21 protein-coding genes are annotated in these 22,568 nt (G+C 55.2%); 2 read left to right on the plus strand and 19 right to left on the minus strand.

What is annotated here, in order from left to right:
- Positions 1-518: 518 nt before the first annotated feature.
- Together P0119_00565 and P0119_00570 are read right to left on the minus strand one after the other, a co-directional pair.
- Positions 519-1,136, minus strand: coding sequence for a Slp family lipoprotein (locus P0119_00565; protein MDF0664544.1), 618 nt, complete (start codon positions 1,134-1,136; stop codon positions 519-521).
- A 75-nt stretch (positions 1,137-1,211) separates the two neighbouring features.
- The gene (locus P0119_00570) at positions 1,212-1,811 is read right to left on the minus strand and encodes a prohibitin family protein (GenBank protein MDF0664545.1); all 600 of its coding nucleotides are present in this window, start codon (positions 1,809-1,811) and stop codon (positions 1,212-1,214) included.
- A 452-nt stretch (positions 1,812-2,263) separates the two neighbouring features.
- Between P0119_00570 and P0119_00575 the strand changes: the two genes are divergently transcribed.
- The gene (locus P0119_00575) at positions 2,264-3,172 is read left to right on the plus strand and encodes a carbonic anhydrase family protein (protein ID MDF0664546.1); all 909 of its coding nucleotides are present in this window, start codon (positions 2,264-2,266) and stop codon (positions 3,170-3,172) included.
- Between the two features lie 545 nt (positions 3,173-3,717).
- Here P0119_00575 and P0119_00580 read toward each other — a convergent pair.
- The 6 genes from P0119_00580 to P0119_00605 all read right to left on the minus strand — a co-directional run bounded on the left by P0119_00580 (position 3,718) and on the right by P0119_00605 (position 12,447).
- Positions 3,718-4,479 carry a DUF2490 domain-containing protein gene (locus P0119_00580; protein MDF0664547.1) on the minus strand — a complete coding sequence of 254 codons (762 nt, stop codon included), beginning with the start codon at positions 4,477-4,479 and terminating at the stop codon, positions 3,718-3,720.
- Positions 4,480-5,039: 560 nt separating this feature from the next.
- Positions 5,040-5,549, minus strand: a complete 510-nt coding sequence (locus P0119_00585) for a DUF4118 domain-containing protein (GenBank protein ID MDF0664548.1) — start codon at positions 5,547-5,549, stop codon at positions 5,040-5,042.
- A 371-nt stretch (positions 5,550-5,920) separates the two neighbouring features.
- Positions 5,921-7,315, minus strand: coding sequence for a sigma-54 dependent transcriptional regulator (locus P0119_00590; GenBank protein ID MDF0664549.1), 1,395 nt, complete (start codon positions 7,313-7,315; stop codon positions 5,921-5,923).
- A 3-nt stretch (positions 7,316-7,318) separates the two neighbouring features.
- Positions 7,319-9,247 carry an ATP-binding protein gene (locus P0119_00595; GenBank protein ID MDF0664550.1) on the minus strand — a complete coding sequence of 643 codons (1,929 nt, stop codon included), beginning with the start codon at positions 9,245-9,247 and terminating at the stop codon, positions 7,319-7,321.
- A 75-nt stretch (positions 9,248-9,322) separates the two neighbouring features.
- On the minus strand, positions 9,323-10,495 hold the full coding sequence (locus P0119_00600; protein MDF0664551.1) for a sigma-54 dependent transcriptional regulator: 1,173 nt from the start codon (positions 10,493-10,495) through the stop codon (positions 9,323-9,325).
- Positions 10,496-10,683: 188 nt separating this feature from the next.
- A complete protein-coding gene (locus P0119_00605; GenBank protein MDF0664552.1) occupies positions 10,684-12,447 on the minus strand; it encodes a SulP family inorganic anion transporter in 1,764 nt (587 codons plus the stop codon).
- A gap of 349 nt (positions 12,448-12,796) precedes the next feature.
- Here P0119_00605 and arfB point away from each other — a divergent pair, with 349 nt between their 5' ends.
- Positions 12,797-13,210, plus strand: a complete 414-nt coding sequence (gene arfB, locus P0119_00610; protein ID MDF0664553.1) for an alternative ribosome rescue aminoacyl-tRNA hydrolase ArfB — start codon at positions 12,797-12,799, stop codon at positions 13,208-13,210.
- Positions 13,211-13,264: 54 nt separating this feature from the next.
- Here arfB and P0119_00615 read toward each other — a convergent pair whose 3' ends face one another.
- The 11 genes from P0119_00615 to P0119_00665 all read right to left on the minus strand — a co-directional run bounded on the left by P0119_00615 (position 13,265) and on the right by P0119_00665 (position 22,567).
- Positions 13,265-13,894: a hypothetical protein gene (locus P0119_00615; protein ID MDF0664554.1), complete on the minus strand. Its 630-nt coding sequence runs from the start codon at positions 13,892-13,894 to the stop codon at positions 13,265-13,267.
- Positions 13,895-13,934: 40 nt separating this feature from the next.
- On the minus strand, positions 13,935-14,726 hold the full coding sequence (locus P0119_00620) for an enoyl-ACP reductase (protein MDF0664555.1): 792 nt from the start codon (positions 14,724-14,726) through the stop codon (positions 13,935-13,937).
- A gap of 109 nt (positions 14,727-14,835) precedes the next feature.
- A complete protein-coding gene (locus P0119_00625) occupies positions 14,836-15,366 on the minus strand; it encodes an NUDIX hydrolase (GenBank protein ID MDF0664556.1) in 531 nt (176 codons plus the stop codon).
- A 55-nt stretch (positions 15,367-15,421) separates the two neighbouring features.
- Complete coding sequence (gcvT, locus tag P0119_00630) at positions 15,422-16,525, minus strand: glycine cleavage system aminomethyltransferase GcvT (protein ID MDF0664557.1); 1,104 nt, start codon at positions 16,523-16,525, stop codon at positions 15,422-15,424.
- A gap of 7 nt (positions 16,526-16,532) precedes the next feature.
- Complete coding sequence (locus P0119_00635) at positions 16,533-16,904, minus strand: FKBP-type peptidyl-prolyl cis-trans isomerase (protein ID MDF0664558.1); 372 nt, start codon at positions 16,902-16,904, stop codon at positions 16,533-16,535.
- A 133-nt stretch (positions 16,905-17,037) separates the two neighbouring features.
- On the minus strand, positions 17,038-18,207 hold the full coding sequence (locus tag P0119_00640; protein ID MDF0664559.1) for an FIST N-terminal domain-containing protein: 1,170 nt from the start codon (positions 18,205-18,207) through the stop codon (positions 17,038-17,040).
- Between the two features lie 79 nt (positions 18,208-18,286).
- Positions 18,287-18,514 carry a hypothetical protein gene (locus tag P0119_00645; GenBank protein MDF0664560.1) on the minus strand — a complete coding sequence of 76 codons (228 nt, stop codon included), beginning with the start codon at positions 18,512-18,514 and terminating at the stop codon, positions 18,287-18,289.
- A gap of 101 nt (positions 18,515-18,615) precedes the next feature.
- Positions 18,616-19,839: a P1 family peptidase gene (locus P0119_00650; protein MDF0664561.1), complete on the minus strand. Its 1,224-nt coding sequence runs from the start codon at positions 19,837-19,839 to the stop codon at positions 18,616-18,618.
- Positions 19,829-21,226, minus strand: coding sequence for an MBL fold metallo-hydrolase (locus P0119_00655; protein ID MDF0664562.1), 1,398 nt, complete (start codon positions 21,224-21,226; stop codon positions 19,829-19,831). The genes P0119_00650 and P0119_00655 overlap by 11 nt, the downstream gene beginning before the upstream one ends.
- On the minus strand, positions 21,223-22,077 hold the full coding sequence (locus P0119_00660; protein ID MDF0664563.1) for a TIGR00730 family Rossman fold protein: 855 nt from the start codon (positions 22,075-22,077) through the stop codon (positions 21,223-21,225). The genes P0119_00655 and P0119_00660 overlap by 4 nt, the downstream gene beginning before the upstream one ends.
- Positions 22,070-22,567 (minus strand): hypothetical protein, encoded by a 498-nt coding sequence (locus tag P0119_00665; protein MDF0664564.1) that lies wholly within the window; start codon positions 22,565-22,567, stop codon positions 22,070-22,072. Before P0119_00665 ends, P0119_00660 begins: the two co-directional genes overlap by 8 nt.
- Between the last annotated feature and the right edge of the window lies 1 nt (position 22,568).

Genomic DNA, 22,568 nt, shown 5'->3' on the forward strand with positions numbered 1-22,568 from the left:
TAGAAATAAGGGGACAGCAAGCATTAGTGCAGGACAGACTGACATGATGTGTCACAAGGACACAGAGGAGAGCGGATGATGTGATGAAAAATATATGAAAATCCGGCTCAGAAACAGAGACGGCCTGCTTTACTCGTGATGAGCCTATCTGTAACGTCTACCGACAATGAGGTGTTGAATTGGGAGGTGAAGAACTAAGATTGCCGTTGAAGTCTGTATCGACCGACTATCCGCTGAGAGTGGACTCTTTAGATAAAAACTGGGGACTAAGTAGATCCTTGCGCCTTCTGAGTGTCTAAAGGGACGATGGTAAGGTGGTACCCCTGTTCTTCCCAGAGCCTTGAATCACAGGTATCCATTTCGGCGTCCTTCGTGATCGCTGAAGGAAACATGTGTTGGGTTGCACAGGCTGCCCACTAATACACCCATTGCAAACGGGCTGTGCAGCCCCATGGTGAACTCATTTTAAAGTCATACCCGAGCGCTGGCTCAATTCCAGACCGACCCTTCCCTCCTCTTCACGAGCCTGTGGAGTCGGATGGCTGATTCTCCTGACCACCACCGGTTGACAAGGTTCCCCCGTTGCCCGCCTCCTGACAGAAGGTTCGGTTCTCCAGCGGGTAATGTTGTCCCATTGAGCCTTCGTAGTAATTGTTGGTATCGAACCCTTCTGTCTTCCAGATGTGAAGACATTGCGCAACAAGATGCGGTACAACTCTCGGCATCCTGCCGATCATCTCTGGGCTTGAGCCGTCCGTGGCTCCGACGACGGCAAGCTGATTGCCGACCTGTAACATGTCGGCGTCTGGAAAGCCGTTAAAAACGATCGCGAATTCCAATGCGCCTTCCCGTCTGAGGCTCGTAGGTCCATACCCCAGATATTTGTCGATGGGCTGCTCCTGAGCGAGAATCACGACACCGTCCGGCTTCCGAAGAACTTGGGTGATCTGCCCCCCTAACTCCACTTTGTGGGAGGTGAAGTTGGCCCCTGACGGGTAAGCTGTCTGGGCTTTCCACGCTTTGACGGCAACCGTGTCAGTTTCGATATCTTTCGTGATCTCTGGTGGAAACAGGGATGGGGTTGTGCAGGCGGCTAATAATAATACGCACATCGCGAATAAGCCTATTGGACGCATGTGAGCCTCCTTTCTGAGGTCGACCGAAGGAGAGAAGCAGTTCTCACCTCGCATTCGTGAGTGAATTCCATCATTTCACTTTTCAGCCGTGATGAGCTCGAATTGTTGCGGTTCCTTGTCCTGTTCCTTAGCCTGCTTTCGTCCGACAGGATCGAGGGCGACCCTGGCCAGTTCGATATCGGCCATGGCGACGCTCGCCACTTGGAGATGACGGTCTTTGAGTTTTTCCGCCACTACGGCCTCCACCCTGCTTACGATTTCAGAACCGTGCTCCAGCACCGTGACCATAGGATAGCGAGAGACGGCGCTCCGGATGGCGGCCAGCAACTCGGGTCTGACGACCCGAGGATAGAATTCCGATCCTATGTCTTGAGCGAGGAAGGACACCTCGTCAGGAATGGGTCTCATGACAATGACGGTCTTGAGGATGACCGGCAGGTGGTCTGAACTTAAGGCTTCGATCGTTTCGGTGTAACTGTGCCATTGCACGTTGTACAGGTAGATTTGGCTCCATGGCGCTCGCCAATAGAATCCGCTCTTGAGTGGTTGGGTGGTTAACCCCCCTGTCAGAGGATTCCAATGTACCCCCCGATGACCAGGGTGGACGGTGGTCCCGCAGGCTGGCAATGAGACCAGAACCAGGACAAGAAATATGGTCTTCGTAAGATAGCGCATCGTGCTTCTGTCTCTCGCGAGTCTGGGCTTTGGGTTACCCCGGCGAAGTTCCGACCGTTTGCATGGACGAAATCATCTGTTGGTGCCACCTTGGCCCCGATTACGCGAAGTTACATTATAGGAATGAGCAAGACTCACACCCCAAACAGTAAAATCGCGCGATCTACAAGTTGTTATTTTTATTAGCTAAACTTCCGTGACGAGATGGAAGGAAAGATTCGATAGGAGGATTGATTTTAGAATTCGCACTGTGTACAGTGTGCAATATCGCTCGTTTTATCATGTGGATTGCTGAAAAAACATCCGCAGCCAAAAGAAGTTGAATGTGCGTAGGAGTCCGAGTCTTACAGTCATTGAAGAGGCTTCTGTCCCGTCTCCGTTACTGTTTCACGATTTGTTGGTGAGTCAGGGAGACTCCGACAGACTATCAACTTATAGAGGAGGGATGGGTCATGGATACACTGAGTCCAGCAGTCGCAGATAGCCTGTTGCCCCACAGAGACTTGGCGAGGATGGTGATTCGGATCATGATGCTAACGCTCGCGTTGTCGGTGCCGGGGTGCGCGTATGCGGGAGAGACAGGGCACAGCTCATGGGGCTATGACGGGGATCGTGGACCGCTTCATTGGGGCAAGCTCGGGCCGGAATCCTCTCTCTGTGAAAAAGGCATGAACCAGTCACCGATCGATCTGTTGCGCACCCGCAAGACGACACTCGACGACATTCAGTTTTCTTATAGAGACGCTCCCTTCCATGTGGTCAACAACGGGCATACACTACAAGAAGTGGAACCGGTTTCAGAAACGGCCAAGTCCCGTTATCCCAAGCACGGCCAGACGGTGCTCCATTTTGACAAGGACAGCGCTATCGTATTTGATGATGACCTCTACTTGCTTGAACAATTTCATTTCCATACTCCGAGTGAACACACGGTCGATCAGAGACATTACCCGATGGAACTGCATCTGGTGCATCACAACGAGCGACATGAAGCGGCGGTGGTTGCCGTCTTCATGGAGGAGGGGAAACACAATCCGTTTTTCGAGACATTTTTAGAGCATGCTCCTACCAAGGTCGGGGAAATCATGGATGACCACAACCATTCCGTCAATCCGATAACTCTCTTACCCGAACGGCGCTCCTACTACCTATACTCGGGATCCTTCACCACTCCACCATGCTCCGAAGGGGTCATTTGGATGGTCATGCACGATACCATCGAAGTCTCCGCTGAACAGATCCAGAAGTTCCGCGCGCTCGTGGGACATGATAATGTGCGACCGACGCAACCTTTGCATAAACGCTTCGTGCTGGAGACGAATTTCGCGAATGCAACGACCGCGACGACCGCGACGAAGTAGTGATTGTGGGTTTGGTCGCAAATCTCTCGGAGGTCTCAGAACGTACGTAATGGTTCCACAGGACGGAACACCGATTCTCAGAGACTCTATACACTCTCATTCGTCGGTAGCGTTGCCGACGGTGAGAGTGTGTACAGCTTCACTTCCGGGTGAGATGAAGAACGGTGCTTGGCCACTAACGGCTTCTCGTTGAGTTACCCGAACGAACCGCTTCATCACTAGGTCACCCCAACAGGCTGCGAAAAAAGTTCCTTCGTGTGATTCGACAGGCACAGCACGAACGGAAACCCTTCGGTAGATTCAATGATCACTCCGTTCATCCTTCGAGAGCCTCAGGACGAACGGAGGGTTTTCCAGCAGCCTGCTCTGTTCGATACATCCAAGCTGTAGGTGGCCGGTTGACGTAGTCGAGCTCAGCGACTCTATGCCCTTCTGTCTGCTTTCTTGCCGTCATAGGTGAAGAAGTAGACCCTCCCCCATGTGGTGACTGCCGGGAAAACGAAGCTGCTCTTCTTCCATCACGCACGGGCTCCTCACGCAAAGCCCTACAGATTGATGAAAAAATTAAATAAGATGGTGTGGTTCATCGTGTTGGCAAGATCAGGGATCGACCTGACGTTGCCCAGCTGATTTTGGTAACCGAAGTCCATGTTGAACCGTTTAGAGAACGTCCGGTTGATGCCGATAAAAAACCGATTTTGATCGAATCCGGCTTCTGGTCCTCTACGACCTTCGACCGTGTTGAGGTTGATGAAGACCTCGTCGTAGGTGGCAAAGGCCCACTCCGGAGCAATGGGCAAAGGATACAGTCCCCGCCACATCAGACGGAGCCGCACCGCAGTACCGGCTGCACCCTCGATCCAGCGTTCTTCCAGGCGAACGCGGCTCAGGGTGTTCCAAGATTGGAACTTATGCACATAGTTGGCTTGCTGGTAGATCCGGTTTTCTTCGAAGAAGGACGACTGAGGTGGTGTGTGCGGCACATTAAAGTTACCGACCCAGGCGTAACCTTGCCATATGGAGAGCTTCTCCGTCAGCTGATAGCCGGCTGCCGGACGGAGTAAGAGCTGACCAATGTCGCCGCCATCGTCGAGATCGAAGAAGCGTGGGTTGACTTCCATGTAGGCGTAAAACGACTTGGGAAGCTTCACCGTCATGAAAACAGGTGCCCACAGGGCTAAGTCCTGTTTGAATGTCGAGGGGGACTGGGCAAAGGCTACAGGGCTCAGAAGCAGACTCCAGACGAGGACTGAGATGCTGATGATGCCCGCGACCTTACGTCTTCGGTGATGTGCCACTTGCTGCATAATTACCTCCTAGCACAGATTGATGCTCGGCGCTTCCGAGGTCTCCGGCCCCCGACTCTCGGGGGCAGCGATCTCCCTTCTTGGATCGCTTAGGGAAGGTCTGATTTATTCAAAGTTCCGACAAATAATCAGCTCAATTCCCCGTGTTTTGAGTGCCAACTGATTAAAATCAGGAATTAATCAGACCTTCCTTAGTTCAGGATAACTCTTTGTCTAGCCGGGACTTAACGTTAGAACGTTTCCTCGGCCACAATCTTGTACCTCTTCCAAGAAGAAATCGCTAGTCAGAAATGTGAACTTCGATCGTCAGGCGCCATGGATTTGGCGCAAGAAACGACAGGGTCGTCTGAAGATTCTTAGGCGAACGGTTGAGCGAATAGGCGATCATCCTCCTTCTACGTGGAGATGGGCTAGGAGCGATCCTCCGTGATTGTTTCCGATGTAGGAGGAGGGGATAAAGCTGGAGAAGCACGGATCGGGATGAAGTGAGGAGTCAAACGGGTGAGAGTCGCCTTCGGGAAAGCTCTGTTGCCTTCTCTCATATGTGAAGGAGCTTCGAGTTACAAGCTGTGTTCGCGTTGTGGAGCCGGTGCGGATTCCGTTGATTCGACATGCAGGGGGCCGACTTCGGCCTGCCTATGGCGGTCCATTTCCATTCGGAGTTCTTGTGTCATTTCTTCCGTTTTCTTCCAAGCCCACCGCCAGGTTTGTGCAAACCCGACCAGCGCGAAACTGATCGTCAAGTAGACGGCGATCCCGGCTTGATCCTCCAGATCAGTAAAGGTAAGGCTAGAACGGGGATGAATGAAGACCCAATTGGCAATCAGGCCGCCTAAGACAACCGTCACGACCGATGGCCCTATCCCGCCATACCACGTGGTAACTGCTATAGCCACGAGGAATGCGACATAGGCCAAGCGATCGTCGAGGTAAGAATCAAGAGACAAGCGCAGAACAAACGCAAAAAACGTTGCGCCGATGGCCACACCATACTCTCTACCCAGCTGCGGGCTGAGCGGGGTCCATCTCATTTCTGGCCGCTGCGGCGGGTGCTCCGAATCTTTGCCCATGATGGCTGCCGTGGCCTCACCTGGTAATGCCGTCTGCGGAGAAGGTTACGCTCGTGGGCTTCTACGTCATTCTCGATCTGTGAAAGGAACCGCTCCATTGAAAAGATTCCATCAATGAACCGTAGGGTATGACATCATGAGGAACGCGCACTGGATCATATGCCAACGGCACAAGGAATGAAAGCAGAGAACTGAGTCCCTTAAAATGTGCCGATCCAGCGCCTACTGTGATCTCCGGTTTTGTGCCCCCGGTCGGCAGGGTAAGAAACCGCACTTCGTTGCTGAGATCAGGCTGGTGGTCAGGACTTTATCGCTCGGTCAGTTTTCACCGCTTGGACTGTCATGCTAGCTCGATGAAACGGAGGGGAACGTTACCGTGGTGTATCCGTGAGCTTTTTCAATCGTCGGTCCAGCGAGAATCGGGTGAGGCCCAGTTGCTTGGCAGCCAAACTTTTGTTGTAGTCGGCCAGCCGTAAGACTTCTTCGATGATGGAGTCTTCGATTCGCTCCAGCGTGTGCTTGCCGACTTGCATTTCAATGCGAATCACGCGCTCAGCCCCTTGGGAAACAGACGTGGTGGTTTGCCCGACCTGTTCATGGAGTTCTCGCGGGAGATAGTTCGCCGTCAGCGTTTGTCCCGAGCAGAAAATCATGGCTCGTTCGAGGGTGTTTTCCAGTTCTCGAATATTCCCGGGATATTGATATCGCTCCAACATTGCGCGAGCTTCCGAGTCCAATTCTGGGATAGGCTTGCCGAATTCCCGTGCAAAGCGGACGATCGTTTTCCGACAGAGAGGAATAATGTCTTCGAATCGCTTACGAAGGGGAGGGATCTCAAATGAGACGACATTGAGACGAAAATAGAGATCTTCGCGAAAGGCTCCTCGTTCCACCTCTTTCTTGATTTCTCTGTTCGTCGCGGTAATGAGGCGGAAATCAGCCCCGAGATCGTCAGTTCCCCCTAGCCGCCTGAATGATCGTTCTTGAATCACCCGCAGCAGCTTTGCCTGCATCGTCAGATCGAGATCCCCAATCTCATCCAGAAACAGCGTGCCGCCTTCCGCCTTTTCGAGCAAGCCCAGCTTGCGCTGGTTGGCACCGGTAAAGGCGCCCCGTTCGTATCCGAACAATTCACTTTCAAAGAGCTCCTTGGGAATCGCCGTGCAGTTGACCCCCACGAAGGGACCCGACGCCCTCGGCCCATTGTGATGGATCACCCTTGCCAGGAACTCTTTCCCTGTTCCGGTCTCGCCCAACAGCATCACGGTAGGTTTTGGATTCTCCGCGACTTCTCGAACTTGGTCGAGCAACTGTTTCATCGCGCGGCTGTGAGCCTCGACGTTACTCAGATGGTAGCGGTTGGTCTGGCCATCAAGTTCCGATTCCAGGCGGCGGCGTAATTTTAGGATTTCAATCGCACGGTTGACGACCTCCTCCACTCCTTCCAGATCGACCGTTTTGATCAAGAAATCGTACGCTCCCAATTTCATGGCTTCCACCGCATCCTGCACTGTCCCATATGCGGTCAGCATGATGACGAGGGCGGAGGGAGCAAGTTGACGCACGTGTTTGAGGGCATCAAGACCGCTGATGCCGGGCATCCTCAGATCGAGCAGCACAAGCTCAGGGAGCTTGTGCTCAAGCTCTCGCAGCAACACCTCGCCGGATTCATAGCCGGTAGCGAAATGTCCTTGTCTGTTCAGCCGCTTGACGATGGCCGTGCGAATGACTTGTTCGTCGTCGACCACAAAAACGACTGTGTGCATGCGTCAAACCCTTTCCAATGCAGTTCGTTGCTCCAACGGTAACCAGATGCCGACAATCGTACCCTTTCCAACCTCGCTCGTGACATAGATGCTTCCCTCGTGGCTTTCAATGATATTCTGACAAATAGCCAACCCCAGTCCTGTTCCATGCTTTTTTCCGGACGTCACGAATGGTTGAAATACGTTGGGGAGCAACTCGGGAGGAATTCCCACACCTTCGTCCTTGACTTGAATCACCAAACCGGGCCTCTCTTCCCGGAATAACTCGTGCCCGATGATCTCGATGGGAGCGCCACCCTTCGGAGTAGCATCAATTGCGTTGTCCACGACATTTAAGAGAACCTGTCTCAGGAGGTCTCGATCGGCGATGAATTCGCTGATCATGGGTGAAATAGTGACCTTGATCGTGAGGTGCTTCTCCTCCAACCGGAGCCTCAACATCTTGGAGACCTCATCGGCGAGTCGGGTAAGATCGATGCCTGTCGGTGCAGGGCGGCGCGGCCGTGCATAGTCCACGATCTGGCTAACGATTCGATCCAATCGCCGAGTCTCCGACAAGATCACTTCGACTTCCTTTCGCTTCGGATCGCCGGATTCGAAGTCGTCCAACAACACCTTGGCGGTCGAACCGATGCCCACCAGCGGATTCCTGAGCTCATGGGCGATGCCGGCCGCAACTTGTCCCAACGTCGCCAACTTTTCCGCTCGCCGCAATTGCAATTGGAGATTGTCGAGGGTCGTAATGTCGATATTAAAGCCCACATAGACGACATCGGGACTGTCAAACTCCATGATGGGCACACGTTGACTTAAAACCGTTCGGATATTGCCGTCATCCTGAAGTAAGCGGAAAATGATTTCACAGGGTCTCCCCGCGGCGACGGCTTCTGCAAACGTCGTGACAACGCGGTCGCGATCTTCAGGATGCATCCGTTGGCGGAATGTCTCGGGATCGGCAGCGGATTCAGGGTCCAGCCCCGCCAACTGCTGATTGTAACGATTGCTGAACGTGACTCTGATTCCTTTTGTCATAAAGATGCCGAGCGGTGCGTGATCCACGAGACCTCGATACTTCCCCTCGGATGCGGACAAGTGTGCATTCAGCTTCTTGAGGGTGGCTTCCGACTGCTGGACTTCGTCGAGATCTTTGCGGATCTGTAAGCTCATCTTTTTCATCACGGTGGTGAGCTCTCCGATTTCGTCTTTGCGGTCAAAGACAGGAATGGAGGGAATGGTCTGGCCGGCCGTGGAACCGACGACCTTCGATAAGGCCGTTAATGGAGTGGCGATGGAATGGGCAATGAGCGCCAGTGCGAGGATGACGAGGGTGAGCGTCACCAATCCGCCGCCGAGAATGAGAAAGCGTGTCCACGTTCGATCGTAGCTCAATCGAGACAACTCCTGTTGCTGCATGCCATGTTGCTGTTGATCAAACCATTCCATCCATTTCCGAACCTCACGCATGACCTCTCGACTTCGTCCCTCGCGAACATACCGTATGGCGTCGGCGCGATTTCCCTGCTGCATGCTTTGCAGCAAGGCTTCTTTCTCCAAATACGACTTCGTCACCAGGGCGCGAATGTCCTCGAAGCGTGCATGCTGTGCGGGAAGTTGGATTTCCAGCTCCTGGTCCATTGTCATGACGCTTGTCCGCCCCTCCTGAAAGCGTGCCAGGTATCGATCGTCCTCAGAGATGACATAACCCAGAAATGCGGTTTCCAAATCTGCGATAGTGCGCACGTATTGGGCTGCCGTCTTTTGACGCTGGTAGAGGTGTGTCAGCCGTTCTTCACCCTGTATAAAATTCTGAACATCGAGATAGGTCATCATGCTGAATAACATCAGAGAGACAAAGGGAATGGCCGGAATGAGAAGCAGCTTGGGAAGGATCGGGAGATCGTCTAAGAACTTCCGAGGAAAACGTCCTTGCATAAACACTCCGACGACACCCGAATACTACCGACCATGTACCAACCGTTCGCGTTGACTGGCCGAACGCGCACGGCTTCAATGCGCTCCCGGGAGGTCGCTACTGGTCAAAGTCTTGCCGATGGACAGCATCATCGCCCGTTCTATAATGTTCTGAAGTTCTCTCACATTGCCAGGAAATAAATACTGTTGAAGCATCGCCACGGCTTTCGGATCGATATCGGTCACCTCTTTCCCGAGTTCCAGCCCATACTTCATCATGAAGAGCTTGGCCAGGGGTACGATATCCTCGGTGCGGCTCCTGAGCGGCGGTACGACGAATTGCATCGCGTTGAGCCGAAAAAAGAGGTCCTCTCGAAAACGCCCTGCCGACACTTCCTCCTTAAGATCCCGGTAAGAAGAGGCGATCACGCGGAAGTCCCCGGAAATATCCTCGACGCCGCCGAGACGGCGAAACGTTCGATCTTGTACGATCCCGAGGAGCTTACCCTGCATCACGAGGTCGAGATCACCGATCTCGTCGAAAAACAGCGTGCCGGTTTCCGCTTGATCCAGCAGACCGAGCTTCCTCCGTTCCGCCCCGGCGAAGGCGCCTCGTTCATACCCGAACAGGTCGCGTTCGAACCGCATGGAGGAAAGAGAGGTGCAACTGATCCTCACAAACGGCCCCTTCGCGCGCCCGCTGTTATGATGAATGACGCGCGCTAAGAATTCTTTCCCAGTGCCGGTTTCTCCCATCACGAGGATGGGCATATTCGGGTTCTGAGCCACTTCCCGCACCTGGACCAGCAAGGCTCTCATCGCCGGGCTCTGTGCGATCAAGTTGCCCAGTTGATATTGATGGGCTTCGTGCTCGATGGTGTAGGATACTCGCCGCTTCAGCAGAATATGCTCAAGAGCGCGCTTGACGACCGGCTCCAGTGTTTCAAGATCGACCGTTTTAATGAGAAAATCAAATGCCCCGAGCTTCATGGCTTCAACCGCATCCTCTACGGTTCCATATGCGGTCAGCAGGATGACGAGGGCGTCGCAGCCTTTGGGACGAAGCGCTTGCAGAACCTCGATCCCGGTCATGCCGGGCATCTTCAGGTCGAGCAAGATCAAGTCCGGCACATCCTCTTCGACCGCGGCCAGGAGTTCTTCGCCGGATTGAAACGACCGAACCCGGTGCTGCATACGAGAAAGCAGTTTGTCGAGTGCGTTGCGAAATGCAGCTTGGTCGTCGACGACGAAAATACTCGCTTGCATCATGGGAGAGCCTCTCATGGCATGCTACTGTATGCGAAGTTACGCTGCAAGGTGTTGACGACGACCACTTTGTGGAAGGGAAATCGATGACATTCGGTAGGGACAGGCACCCTGTGACTAAACCGAGAACTTGCGACCCTACGACATCGGCTGAGAACTTAAAGTGAAGTCCAATGCCTCACAAGCGAGCCTCACCCATAGGCCAGAGCCTCATCCGATTGGCTCACTCGGTAGGCCAAACGATGGTCTGAATGAGAAAGGAAATGTTGAGTTCCAATGATTACGCACTTACGACCCTCTTTCACATGTTGATCTCGATACCGATGCAAATACTCCATCGCAGTGTGATCCACCACATGCCCAGCCAAGATGATCATGAAGTTGTCCCTGTGATTAGGGAGGGTCTTGAGTTTGTCGTCGAGTTTCAACAAATTCATGCAGCTGAGCGATGAGAGGTAGATCTTGTAAGGGTGCTTCATATTTTTTGCCGCGACACTCATGACGGGGAGAGATCCTTTTCTACTGGTGCGCCCATCTCCGATTCGGATAACGGGATCTCGGAATAGCTCTCCAAATGCGGCCCAGAGGCGGGTGGAGAAGGATGCAGTGTGACCGGCATGGGATTGCTGTTCCATCGTCAGCGCCTTTGCCACATCAAAGCAAAGCACGAGCACCTTCGTCACGGTTCCTGCGATGACTCCCGACAAGATGTTTGATGTGTAGAGTGTGACCGCGACACAGACGGACGCGACCAGGAGTTGCTCGACCCCGATCGAAAAAACCTTTAAAAAGATTCTCGGCGCACAGAGTTTCCATCCGATGAAGATGAGCAACGCAGCCAGGACGGTGAGTGGGATTCTGTTGATAAGGCCGGTGCCGACCCAGACAAAGAGCGCCAAGAACAGGGCGTGGTAGAAATTCGCCCATAGTGTTCGCCCTCCTGCGATGACGTTTGCCGTACTCTTGATTCCCCCTGGAATAATCGTCAATCCGCCGGCTAACCCAGAGAGGATGTTGGATATACCCATGGCCCGAAGCGTGACAGTAGGGTCCGATTTTCTGGTGAATGGGTCGATTCTATCGATGGCGGCAATGGTGGCCAAGGTCTCCATTCCATCGATCAACGTCAGGGTGATAACCGTGGTCAGCAACGTAAACCATAGTTCCGGGCGCTGCCATATCCCCGAGAAATTGGGGAAATGGAATCCTTGGATCAGAGCATCTTTAGGGACATGGATCAAATAGGCCTCGGGGATGTGCAGCATCCACCCGGCTATCCCGCCCAAGGCAACGGCTAAGAGAGGTGCAGGAATATTCCTCGCCCAGCTTTGGTTCTTGACCGTATTGCTGTCGAGCGCGAAGAGCAGGGCCAAGGTAATGCCTCCGACGGCGAAGATCTCGAAGTTCATCCCCATGATCTGCGCGGGGATGAGGATGATGGCTTCCGGAATCGATTTAGTTGAAAGCGTCAGGTGGCCGAGGAGTGAGGGAATCTGCTTGATGATAATCAGCATCCCGATGGCGGCCAACATGCCATGGAGCACCGACATCGGAAAGTACATGACGAAACGGCCGACCTTATAGATGCTCAAAAATATCTGTACTGCTCCAGTAAAGAAAATGGCCACAAGCACCAGAGGGTACCCTGCCTCAAGATCTCCCTGACCGAGAGCCAGAATACCAGCCAGTAGAGCTGGTGCGAGGCCTGCTGCTGGTCCGCTGATGGTGATATAAGATCCGCCGAGAAGAGGAAAGACGAGTCCTGCGATGATGGCTGAGATCACTCCTGCAATCGGAGCTGCACCTGAGGCGAGTGCAATGCCCAGAGAAAGTGGAAGTGCCACCAGCGCAACTTGTAACCCAGCTACTAGGTCATACCGCCAATGTATTAAGCCAGGTATCCCGTTCTGTGGTGTTTCGCCCTGAGGCCCAGCCAGATGTTCAAATGGCGACATCGCACTCTCGTCCCTTCGAGACGCGCCTAGACTCGGCGTTCACTGATTCACGAAGCACATCCGGTGCCTACGTTATGAACCGACTCGGTTCACTCTAGAAAGACGCACAGTGCATAAATGATCAATAGTTACAATTAGTTGAATCGCGTCTCACGTATGAGTTCCTAACCCATTGTCATTGTGTGATTATTGAAACGAGCGTATTGATCGTGATGATGCGGTGCGAATACGCTCTCTTTGAAGAGGCGTTCCTATATTGGTGTTGTTGAAGTTAGAGAGGGGAAACGGGAGGAGGTCCGTTGTGGGGCCACTCGTTGCGCCTGGATATTGACTGTGCTAGCTATTTATCATGCTGCACATTTCATCGTCCATTGGCATTCCAGATTGCGAGATGGAGATACACGGCATTCGGTCGCAAGGTACAGGTGGGCAGAACGTCAACAAAGTCTCGACCGCCATCCATCTGCAATTCGATATCCATAGGTCATCTTTGCCGCAACTCTATAAAGATGCCCTGTTGAGGTTGCGGGATCACCGCATCTCAGCCGATGGAGTGATCACGATTAAGGCTCAGCAATACCGCACGCAGGAGCGCAACCGTGAGGATGCGCTGAACCGCTTACGGACACTCATACAACGTGCGGCGATTCCTCGCAAGAAGCGAAAAGCCACCGTACCGACCAGGAGTTCTCAGGAGCGACGGATTGAGGGCAAGAAGCGTCAGGGGCGCTTGAAGGCGCTTAGGGGAACAGTTGAGCGATGAGAGAGGGTGGCTTCGTTGATGTCGAGCTGGGCTAGGAACGGTATTCCTTGGTTGTTACCGCGCGTTGGCTCGTGCCTGCTGCAGTACTGCTTCGGCCTCCGGGACGAACTCAATCTGCTTGTATTCCTTAGCTAAGGCCAGCGCATCGGCGGCCAGTGCCACGGCTTCCTGGTGGTGGCCGTGCTGGCACCGAACCTTGGCGAGTGCCAACCGAGCATTGACTGCTTCGGGTGCCTGCTTGATGACTTGTTGCAAAAGTCGCTCACCTTGTTCTGAGTCACCTCCAAGGACGCTGGGAAGCCTCACCAGCAAGGTACCCTTGGCCGAGCGCGCACCGATGTGAGTTGGATCAAGTTCGAGAGTCCGGTCGATTTCCTTCATCATGCGTCGAAGCCCGAAGAGGGAGGTGAGGGATTCTCCGTCGATGCGGAGCAGCTCCCCCAGATTGCAAAACAGCGCAAAGTGGGCATCGGCGCTTCCTTCATCGGCTGCCACCGCACGCTCGCCCAAGGTCTGCCCCTGTTGGAAATGAGCCAGGCGCGTGGCACGATCCATGGCGAGTCTCCCGAGATTACATTCCGCGAGAGCCTGTCTGGCAAGACGGTGGCTCGACTCCTGTGCCGTGGACTGCATCGGCAAGAAGGACAGGCTGCTTACCAGAACAACCAGTAGGAGGGTCTTCATCCGTATCATTCACACACCCAATGGCTTGGTCGTCGATAGGTCAGGAGATTCCCTGTCCCCCGGAAACCATCATGCCTAGGATATTGAATCCTCCATCTACGTAGATGACTTCGCCGGTAATGCCCCGCCCCAGTGAACTGACCAAGAACAATGCGGTGTCGCCGACCTCGCTCTGCTCGGTTGGGCGACGGAGCGGCGCAAATTCCTTATGGAGGTCCACCATCTTGGTGATGCCTGAAACCCCGCGCGCGGCCAGCGTCTTGATCGGTCCAGCGGAGATCGCATTCACGCGAATGTTGAGGGGGCCGAGATCGTAAGCCAAGTAGCGAACGGTCGCTTCGAGTGCAGCTTTCGCGACCCCCATCACATTGTAATGGGGTACGACGCGCTCGCTCCCGAGATAGGTGAGGGTGAGGATGGAGCCTCCGGCGGCCATCAACGGCAAGGCGGCCCTTGCGACAGCCACGAGAGAATAGGCGCTGATGTCGAGCGCCGTTGCAAACCCTTGTCGAGTGGTATTCACGAATTGTCCGCTCAGCTCTTCCCGGGGGGCGAAGGCCAGGGAGTGGACAAGGAAGTCGATTTGTCCGGCTTCCTTCTGGACCTGCTGCATGAGCGATGTGATCTCTCCATCGTTGGTCACATCGCAGGGGAACGCTCTCGCGCCCGGCAAGGTGGCGGCGAGCTCTTCCACATTTTGTTTCAGTCGTTCATTTTGATAATTGAAGATGAGATGAGCTCCCTGACCGGCCGTCGATTCCGCGATGGCCCAAGCGATGCTGTGCTTATTCGCCACGCCGATGATGAGTCCTTTTTTCCCCTCGAGCAACATGAGCACTCTTCTCCTTCTTGAAGCTCAACGACATGAGCGTTGATTACGATTCACGTTTCGCACAACTCTGATCCAGACCGACTCCAATGGTGCCCCCACCTCGCCCTGATCAGCGGCAATCGCTCTTTCGGATAAAGACCGCTTGAAGGCCGACGATCGTTTTCCCATCTCGGATTGTACCATCTTGAATTCGTGCGATCGCCTGATGCAGCGGCATTTCGATGATCTCCAGCACTTCATCTCGATCCAGGTTCTGACGCCCTTTCGTGAGACCGATGGCCTTGTATACATGAATCACTTCGTCGGCAAAGCCGGGAGCCGTAAAGATACTCGAGAGTAACTCAAACGAGGATGCTCGATAGCCGACTTCTTCTTCCAGTTCTCGTGCGGCGCAATCTAAGGGATCTTCTCCGGGAGCAAGCTTTCCCGCTGGAATTTCGTAAATGAATCCGCCGGCAGCATGGCGGAACTGCCTGATTAAGACCACCGTACCATCGTCTTTGATAGGGACCACCGCTGCCGCCCCCGGATGACGGATTGTTTCGAGGTCAACCGTCACCCCATTCGGTAACTGGACGGTGTCGATGTTGAGAGTGATCACCTTCCCTGAATAGATGTTGCGAACCATTGGATGTTCCATTTCGGTCATGCTGTTCAGCCGTTGGGCCGGCCGCAAGGGCGAGATTGCGCTCCTGCTATTTGGAGTTTCGCTTGTAGAACGGCGGCCTGACGACCTTTGCCGGAACCGCCTTCCCTCGAATGTCGATGAAGAGATCCGTCCCGAGTTCGGCATGCTCGAATGATACATACCCTAAGCCGATCCCCTTCTGCAGAAGAGGGGAAAGATTGCCGCTGGTGACTTCTCCGATGGGAGACTGGGGTGACGATGCAGAGAGAATCTTGAAGCCATGGCGAGGAACGCCTTTCTCCAACAACTCAAAGCCGACGAATCGGCGGGACGGGCCCGCTTGTCGTTGAATCAACAAGGCAGTCTGGCCGACAAATTCCCCCTTCTCGAAACGCACGGCCCATTCCGCTCCAGCATCGATCGGCGTCGTGTGTTCATCGATATCGTTGCCATACAGCAGATAACCCATCTCGAGACGCAGGAGATCCCGTGCCCCGAGTCCCGCCGGTTTCAAACCGTAGGATTTGCCTGTAGCAAACAGCTTATCCCAGAGGGTCGAGACTTGTCCGTAGACATAGAACTCGTAGCCGAATTCTCCGGTATAGCCCGTTCTCGCCGCCAGGCATTCGACATCTGCGACACGCACCATCGCTGATTCTCTGAGCTTCAGCTGTTCCAGCTGGGACAATCCTAGCGATGCGACGATCGCTCGCGCAGCCGGGCCCTGCAAGGCGATCTGCGCGATCTCTGCTGAACGGTCGGAGACCTGACAGCCAGGAACTCCCCGACTGTGCTCCGTGAGCCAGGACAGGATCTTGGCTCGATTGGACGCGTTGACGCATAAAAGAAATTCTCCGGCGTTCGCCATCCGATAGACGAAGACATCGTCCATGATGCCGCCCTGCTCGTTACAGATCATCGAGTACTGCGCCTGCCTGGGCCGCAGCGCTGTGAGATCGTTCGTCGTCATGCGTTGAAGGAAGGCTTCCGCGCCGGAGCCGGTGACGACAATCCGCCCCATATGGCTGACATCGAAGAGACCCGCCTTGCTTCGAACGGTATGATACTCATCCACAACGCCGCTGTACTGGATGGGCATTTCCCACCCCGTGAAATCGACGAGTTTCGCCCCGGCGACGCGATGTTGTGCGATGAGAGGCGTGTGCTGCACCGTGAAGCTACCGTATCCCGAGCAGCTCAACGTCGAAGATCAGCGTGGCGTTCGGTGGGATTACGCCACCCGCGCCCCGCGGTCCGTATCCCAAATCGGATGGGATGGTGAGTTTTCGCTTGCCTCCCACCTTCATTCCCTGCACCCCTTCGTCCCAGCCTTTAATAACTCGCCCGGCTCCGAGAGGAAACGAGAAGGGCTGTCCACGATCGACGGAGCTATCGAACTTTTTACCGTTCTCCAGCCAACCGGTATAGTGGACGTTCGCCGTTTTCCCGGCAACCGCCACCTCTCCGGTGCCGACCACCTGATCCACGTATTTGAGCCCGGACGATGTGGTGATTTCCTGCGCGTTTGACGGTTGTTCGCTTGATGCCATAGCCCCTCCCCATCCGAATGTTGATGCGAGAACCAACATCGCAAAGATAGATACAATGTATCGAGGTTTCATACGAGTCTCCTTCATTTCATTGTATGGCATGGGAGAGACGGCGTGGTCAACTATGGAATTGCTAGGAATTCCGTTCGGCAAAGAGCGCCAGACTAGCCGTGTACCCATGCAAGAAATTGCGGTTTCCAATGGGCCCTATCTCCCCTTGCGCAAAGAAACCCGCGATGGGAATCGGTCCCAGACGTTCCGTAGTCGTGGCCGCATCGTGGTTCGGCCGCCCAAAGAGCCCTCGACCACGGCCGCAACAGCTGAAGAGGAGCCCGCCGAGCGGAGGATGCCGATGGCGGGCTCGGTCGGTCGCCAACAGAAGGTTCAAATCTTCCGCTGCTGATTCAGCATCGCGCAGATGGAACTGCACGGTCTGGCCTTCTTGCACCACATCGCCGATGGCGATAGCACCAGTGGTACGGTCGGCTCCGAGGAGATTCCGAATGAGAAAGTCTCCCCGCTCGAAGCGATTCCGATGTTCGTCGATCACGATACCGAGATGTAGCGCCCGATGAGCGCGCTGCCGGTCTTCGTGCGTCAGCGATTCGAAGATTGCCTGCAATCGCTCCAAAGCCGGCACGCCCCCAAGTTCGTGAATGAAATTGCGTTCGGCCTTCGTCACGACGAACCGGTCACCGATCAGGCGACAGCCCTGGGAGATGATCGGCCGAATATCCACGGCCCCCGTGAGACGGACACCCACTAACCCGCCATCGAGGACTTGATCGTTGAGGACCAATCGATTCATGCCGGCCTCTTGTCCACCTCCGGCCAATCCTCCGACCGCCTTCGTTCCAGGATAGCGCTCCTCCATAAGCCCAAGGATATCCTGAACCGGCACGGTGAATGGATCGGCGAGTAAGAGGAACGACGCCTCTGGAACGCCCGGCTCTGGCCATCCCGAGAGGTGAAATTGATCGTGCGCCGATGAAAACGATGATCGCAGCGGGTGAAGGTTGACGTGGGGAAGGACGGCGGCCCAGACGGTGATCGCCGGGACGGTTTCCAATTCCTCTGCTCCGGCGATCACGCCCTCTCCACTGCAGCCGATCAGGAGGCTTGGACGAAGGGTCTCCCTCAGCACATGGACCAAGAGGTCGGCCTCGGCGACGTGATGCGCTGAAAAGAAAACGCAAGCAAGGTCGATGGGGGCGTCATTCAACTGCGTCCGAATGTCCTGGACCACGGCCCGCGCCGCGGATTCCGTCTCTTCTGTTTTTGAGAGGGCCACGGCAAATTGCACGATCTCGTCTCGTGATGTGGAAGGGTGGTCGATGAGCCCGGCATGAGTGAGGGGCGCGCGGGCTCGCCACAGGATCGAGTCAGACTCCTGGATCCATCCGCTGAGCCCTGGTCTGCGCCAATTTCTTATAATATCGCCACAGGTAGGAATGGTAGTCGTCCACCTGCGCAAGGAGGTAGTGGAGTTCTGTCGGATCCTCTGTTTCCAGGGCATGGATCATCCTGGTTTTTAGGAACTCACCGAAGGCTTCGGTCTTCTGCACCGCGGTCAGCAGTTGCAACCCGCCCCCGATCTGGTAGTCACCCATACCACCCTCCTGGTTGACGTTCAGAAGGATAGCGAGGGAATCGCTACATTTGCAAGCTTGGCTCACTTTACAGCAGGCGCTCAAGATTCAGGTGATCAGTTTCAACGTGATTCGGCGAGCAAGGTTGTGAGTCGGGTGAGGTCAATGGCTTCGATGCGGTGATTGTCGCGGCCGGTCACCGTGGTGGCCGTGGTGAGTGCATTGAGAATGGCCTCTTCGGTGGCCTCGACCGTCGCCGCGAAGAGCGGATTCAGATGAGGGTCGGCGAGATGCGTCAAGTTGTAGGTAGGAGCTGTCGGGTAGTGTGGAATCACGTTGGCTGTGGAGAAAGCCAGTATGAAATCCCCGCTTCCGTGGCGCACCGTCGAGCCGGTGCGGGCCAGACCGAGCGCCGCATGCTTGGCCAGCCTGGTGAGCTGGCGCCCATCCAGCGGCGCATCGGTAGCGATCACGATGATGATGGACCCTTCGCTCTGGCCAGGCACGACTGCTTCGGAGACCTGTTGTGGCGGATCATAGAGCTTTCCGACAGGGACCCCAGCGACCATCAGTTCCGGTCTTCGTCCGTGGTTCGCGTTGACCAGGACTCCCACCCTATAGCCACCTTCCTTGTCGGATACTGTTCTCGATGACGTGCCGATTCCGCCTTTGAATCCATAAGACACCATGCCCGTGCCGGCGCCGACCGTGCCTTCCGCCACCGACCCGCTGGTGGCACCGTCGAGCGCCGCCAGGACATGCTCCTCGGACACGTGGCGCCCCTGAATATCGTTCAATCGGCCGTCATCGCATTCGGCCACGACTGGTGTGAGCGTATCGTCGGAAATGCCGATCTCCGGATATTGCCTGATCATCCAGCTCATCACGCCGTTGGCCACGCGTGGAACGTTGAGCGTATTGGTGAGTGCGACGGGATATTCAAGAAAACCCGACTCGGCCACCCAGGCGAGGCCGGTCATCTCACCGGTACCATTGAGGACGAACGAGCCTGCCGGAACCTTCTTGTGCCAGACGTCGTCGCGCGGAATGATGACCGTCACACCCGTGCGAATAGGGCCCTGCCCGGGCTTTAAGGGGCCCACGCCTGAGATCAACGTGGTATGGCCGACCTTTACGCCTGCAATGTCGGTAATCGCGTTGAGGGGACCGGGAGGATATTGTCCGACGACGATCCCCAATTCACGCAGACGGTGGCGTTCCTGGTTCGGTTCTGCTGCGGCAGGGGTGAGACAACCGGCAAGCAGGCCAGCGGCGCAGGATAGGGCCAGCAGCCTAGCCGCATGTCGGCCACCCATTGCGACGAACTGTAGAGACCTAGATGTCATACGTACTACTCTGATGTGGAATCCGTACATCGATGGTCGGGTGTTCCGCCTGGATCGCTGCGCCGAGGGAGAGAGCCTGTTTCTCTTCGCCGTGTACGATGAAAATGCTGCTGGGTGGTGGGTGGATGGCTCGTACGTATGCCAAGAGATCATTCCGGTCGGCATGTGCCGACAGACCATTGAACCTGACGATCTGAGCCCGTCTTGGCGTCGGCACGCCGAAGATAGGGACGACGTCCCAGCCTTCGACGAGCTTTCGCCCGAGCGTATGTTCCGCTTGAAAGCCGACAAACACGATGATAGTCGCTTCGTCTTGAATAGCATGTTTGAGATGATGAATGATACGTCCCCCCTCGCACATCCCGGAGGAAGAAATGATGACACAGGGGCCGCGCATGGCGTTAAGCCGCTTACTGTCCTCAGAAGATGACACGAAATGGATGTAGCGGGAGGAGAAGAGATCCTCACCGGATGAGAAGGTCTTGATGGTTTCGTCGTCATAGCACTCAGGATGTCGTTTGAAGACCTCCGTAGCTTTATCGGCCAGGGGTGAGTCGATGTAGATCGGAACCGGGTCCGCGCGGCCTTCACCGACCAGCTCCTTGATCCGCATGACCAATTCCTGTGTCCGCCCCACGGCAAAGGCCGGCACGATGATCTTGCTCTTGTGGGTCCGCGCATGGTCGAGGAGATCCTGCGCCTTCTTCTTCATCTCCTCGCCGAGCTGTTCATGCATGCGGTCGCCATATGTAGATTCGAGAATCAACACGTCGCAGGGAGGCGGCGGCTCAGGGTCGCGCAAGATGGGCATATGAGATCGACCCAGGTCGCCGCTGAACAAGAGTGTGGTGGTATTGCCGCGCGCCGTATATTTCATTCTGACGGCAGCCGATCCCAAGATGTGGCCTGCATCATGAAACGATGCGGTGATCCGAGGTGCGATCTTAAGCTGATCGCCGTACCGTTCTCCCTCAAACCGTCGGACGATCCTCCGGACGTCCTCCCCATCATATAATGGCCGAATGCAGGTCTTCCCACGTCGACGCTCTTGTTTGTTGACATAGCGGCAGTCGTTTGCTTGTACACGAGCGGAATCCTCGAGCATGATGCCAGTGAGATCGGCTGACGCTCTGGTGAGGTAGACTTTCCCGGAAAAGCCTTGCCGCGGCAACATCGGGAGGGCACCGGAATGGTCGATATGGGCGTGCGAGAGCAAGACGGCGCCCAGGGATTTTGTCTCAAACCCCAAGTCTCGGTTTCGGCGGGCCGCTTCTTCTCGGCGGCCCTGAAACATTCCGCAATCGAGCAGCAGCCGGAAGCCCGGCACCTCCAATAGATGCCGACTCCCGGTGACGGAGCGAGCGGCACCATGGAATGTGAGTTTCATGGCGTGGGCACTCCATTGTGGCGTGCGATCAGGTCCCAAGCCTCCTGAGCCGTCTCGGCGTAGTGAAACAGGGCGAGGTCTGACTCCGTGATCAAGCCGTACTCAACGAGCAGTTGCCAGTTGATCAAGCGCTCCCAAAAGGCTCGTCCAATCAAGACGACAATCAGCCTCTCGATTTTCCCGGTCTGGAGTAGGGTCAGCGTTTCGAACAACTCATCGACCGTGCCGAACCCTCCGGGAAACGCCACAAGAGCCTTGGCTCGGATGAGGAAATGCATTTTTCTAATGGCGAAATAATGGAACTGAAAACTGAGGCGCGGCGTGATATAGGGGTTTGGTTGCTGTTCGTGCGGCAGCTCAATGTTCAGCCCGATCGATTTGGCATTCACGTCCGCCGCGCCACGGTTGGCTCCTTCCATAATGCCTGGTCCGCCACCTGTCACGATGACGTAGTGACAATGACCGCCGATCTGACAGATCGAGGAGACCAACCGCCCGAATTCTCTGGCGACATCATAATACTTCGCCAATTCGAGCCGCCGTTTGGCGATACCGAGTTGTTGTTGGCGAACGGGATCGTTCGGAGCTTGCGTTGCTTCTTCTTCCGCCATGCTGAGCGCCTGCTTTGCGACAGTCGGCTCGTTCAGTCTGGCGCTCCCGAATACCACGATGGTGGATTTGATATGTTCTTCTTTTTGGATCAGTTCGGGCTTGAGCAGCTCAAGTCCGATGCGGACGGAGCGAAGCTCATCGCGTTGAAGAAACTCGGTGTCCTTATCGGCCGGGATATAGGAGGAGGAGCGGACGTGGCTGGAGTGATGGGTCGGATGGTCGGATATTCCCTCATCCATGGCTCGTCATTATAGCGAGGGCGTTGAACGGCGGCAATTCGTGAACAGTGGGGTCCCGGGATTGTAGGAAGGGATAGGGGTGAAAAGGATGTCTGTAGAGATGACGGTGAAACCCTTGGTGCACTACCACCCACTTCGGATCACACAACACTTCAAAGGCGTCCACACCGAGTCCCGTGCGTGAAAAGATCAAATCAGGGTCCACAGGTGTCCAGGGTTTCGCGAGCCAACCCAAATTGATCCGTGAGTATTTCAAGTCAAGGAACCGATAGGTAGCCACAAGGCCCGTATCGGAATCGGTGATCGAGTCAGGCGCTCCCAGCTTGGCCACAACGTCAGCCAGGGTAGTGCGCCCCGGAACAATGAATGCGACATCCATCGGAGTGATGGGCCTGTTGAGTGTGATTCGAACGACATTACAGCCAAACAGGGACAAGCCGAGAGTCACCACCAGAACAAAGGCGCAGATGTCCTTGCAGTCGTTGATCACA

This window comes from Nitrospira sp. (genome assembly GCA_029194665.1).
Taxonomy (GTDB): domain Bacteria; phylum Nitrospirota; class Nitrospiria; order Nitrospirales; family Nitrospiraceae; genus Nitrospira_D.

Coding starts and splice junctions, on each gene's coding strand:
- P0119_00565 (MDF0664544.1), bottom strand. CDS start 1,136: ATGCGTCCAATAGGCTTATTCGCGATGTGCGTATTATTATTAGCCGCC.
- P0119_00570 (MDF0664545.1), bottom strand. CDS start 1,811: ATGCGCTATCTTACGAAGACCATATTTCTTGTCCTGGTTCTGGTCTCA.
- P0119_00575 (MDF0664546.1), top strand. CDS start 2,264: ATGGATACACTGAGTCCAGCAGTCGCAGATAGCCTGTTGCCCCACAGA.
- P0119_00580 (MDF0664547.1), bottom strand. CDS start 4,479: ATGCAGCAAGTGGCACATCACCGAAGACGTAAGGTCGCGGGCATCATC.
- P0119_00585 (MDF0664548.1), bottom strand. CDS start 5,549: ATGGGCAAAGATTCGGAGCACCCGCCGCAGCGGCCAGAAATGAGATGG.
- P0119_00590 (MDF0664549.1), bottom strand. CDS start 7,315: ATGCACACAGTCGTTTTTGTGGTCGACGACGAACAAGTCATTCGCACG.
- P0119_00595 (MDF0664550.1), bottom strand. CDS start 9,247: ATGCAAGGACGTTTTCCTCGGAAGTTCTTAGACGATCTCCCGATCCTT.
- P0119_00600 (MDF0664551.1), bottom strand. CDS start 10,495: ATGATGCAAGCGAGTATTTTCGTCGTCGACGACCAAGCTGCATTTCGC.
- P0119_00605 (MDF0664552.1), bottom strand. CDS start 12,447: ATGTCGCCATTTGAACATCTGGCTGGGCCTCAGGGCGAAACACCACAG.
- arfB (MDF0664553.1), top strand. CDS start 12,797: ATGCTGCACATTTCATCGTCCATTGGCATTCCAGATTGCGAGATGGAG.
- P0119_00615 (MDF0664554.1), bottom strand. CDS start 13,894: ATGAAGACCCTCCTACTGGTTGTTCTGGTAAGCAGCCTGTCCTTCTTG.
- P0119_00620 (MDF0664555.1), bottom strand. CDS start 14,726: ATGTTGCTCGAGGGGAAAAAAGGACTCATCATCGGCGTGGCGAATAAG.
- P0119_00625 (MDF0664556.1), bottom strand. CDS start 15,366: ATGGAACATCCAATGGTTCGCAACATCTATTCAGGGAAGGTGATCACT.
- P0119_00635 (MDF0664558.1), bottom strand. CDS start 16,904: ATGGCATCAAGCGAACAACCGTCAAACGCGCAGGAAATCACCACATCG.
- P0119_00645 (MDF0664560.1), bottom strand. CDS start 18,514: ATGGGTGACTACCAGATCGGGGGCGGGTTGCAACTGCTGACCGCGGTG.
- P0119_00650 (MDF0664561.1), bottom strand. CDS start 19,839: ATGACATCTAGGTCTCTACAGTTCGTCGCAATGGGTGGCCGACATGCG.
- P0119_00655 (MDF0664562.1), bottom strand. CDS start 21,226: ATGAAACTCACATTCCATGGTGCCGCTCGCTCCGTCACCGGGAGTCGG.
- P0119_00660 (MDF0664563.1), bottom strand. CDS start 22,077: ATGGATGAGGGAATATCCGACCATCCGACCCATCACTCCAGCCACGTC.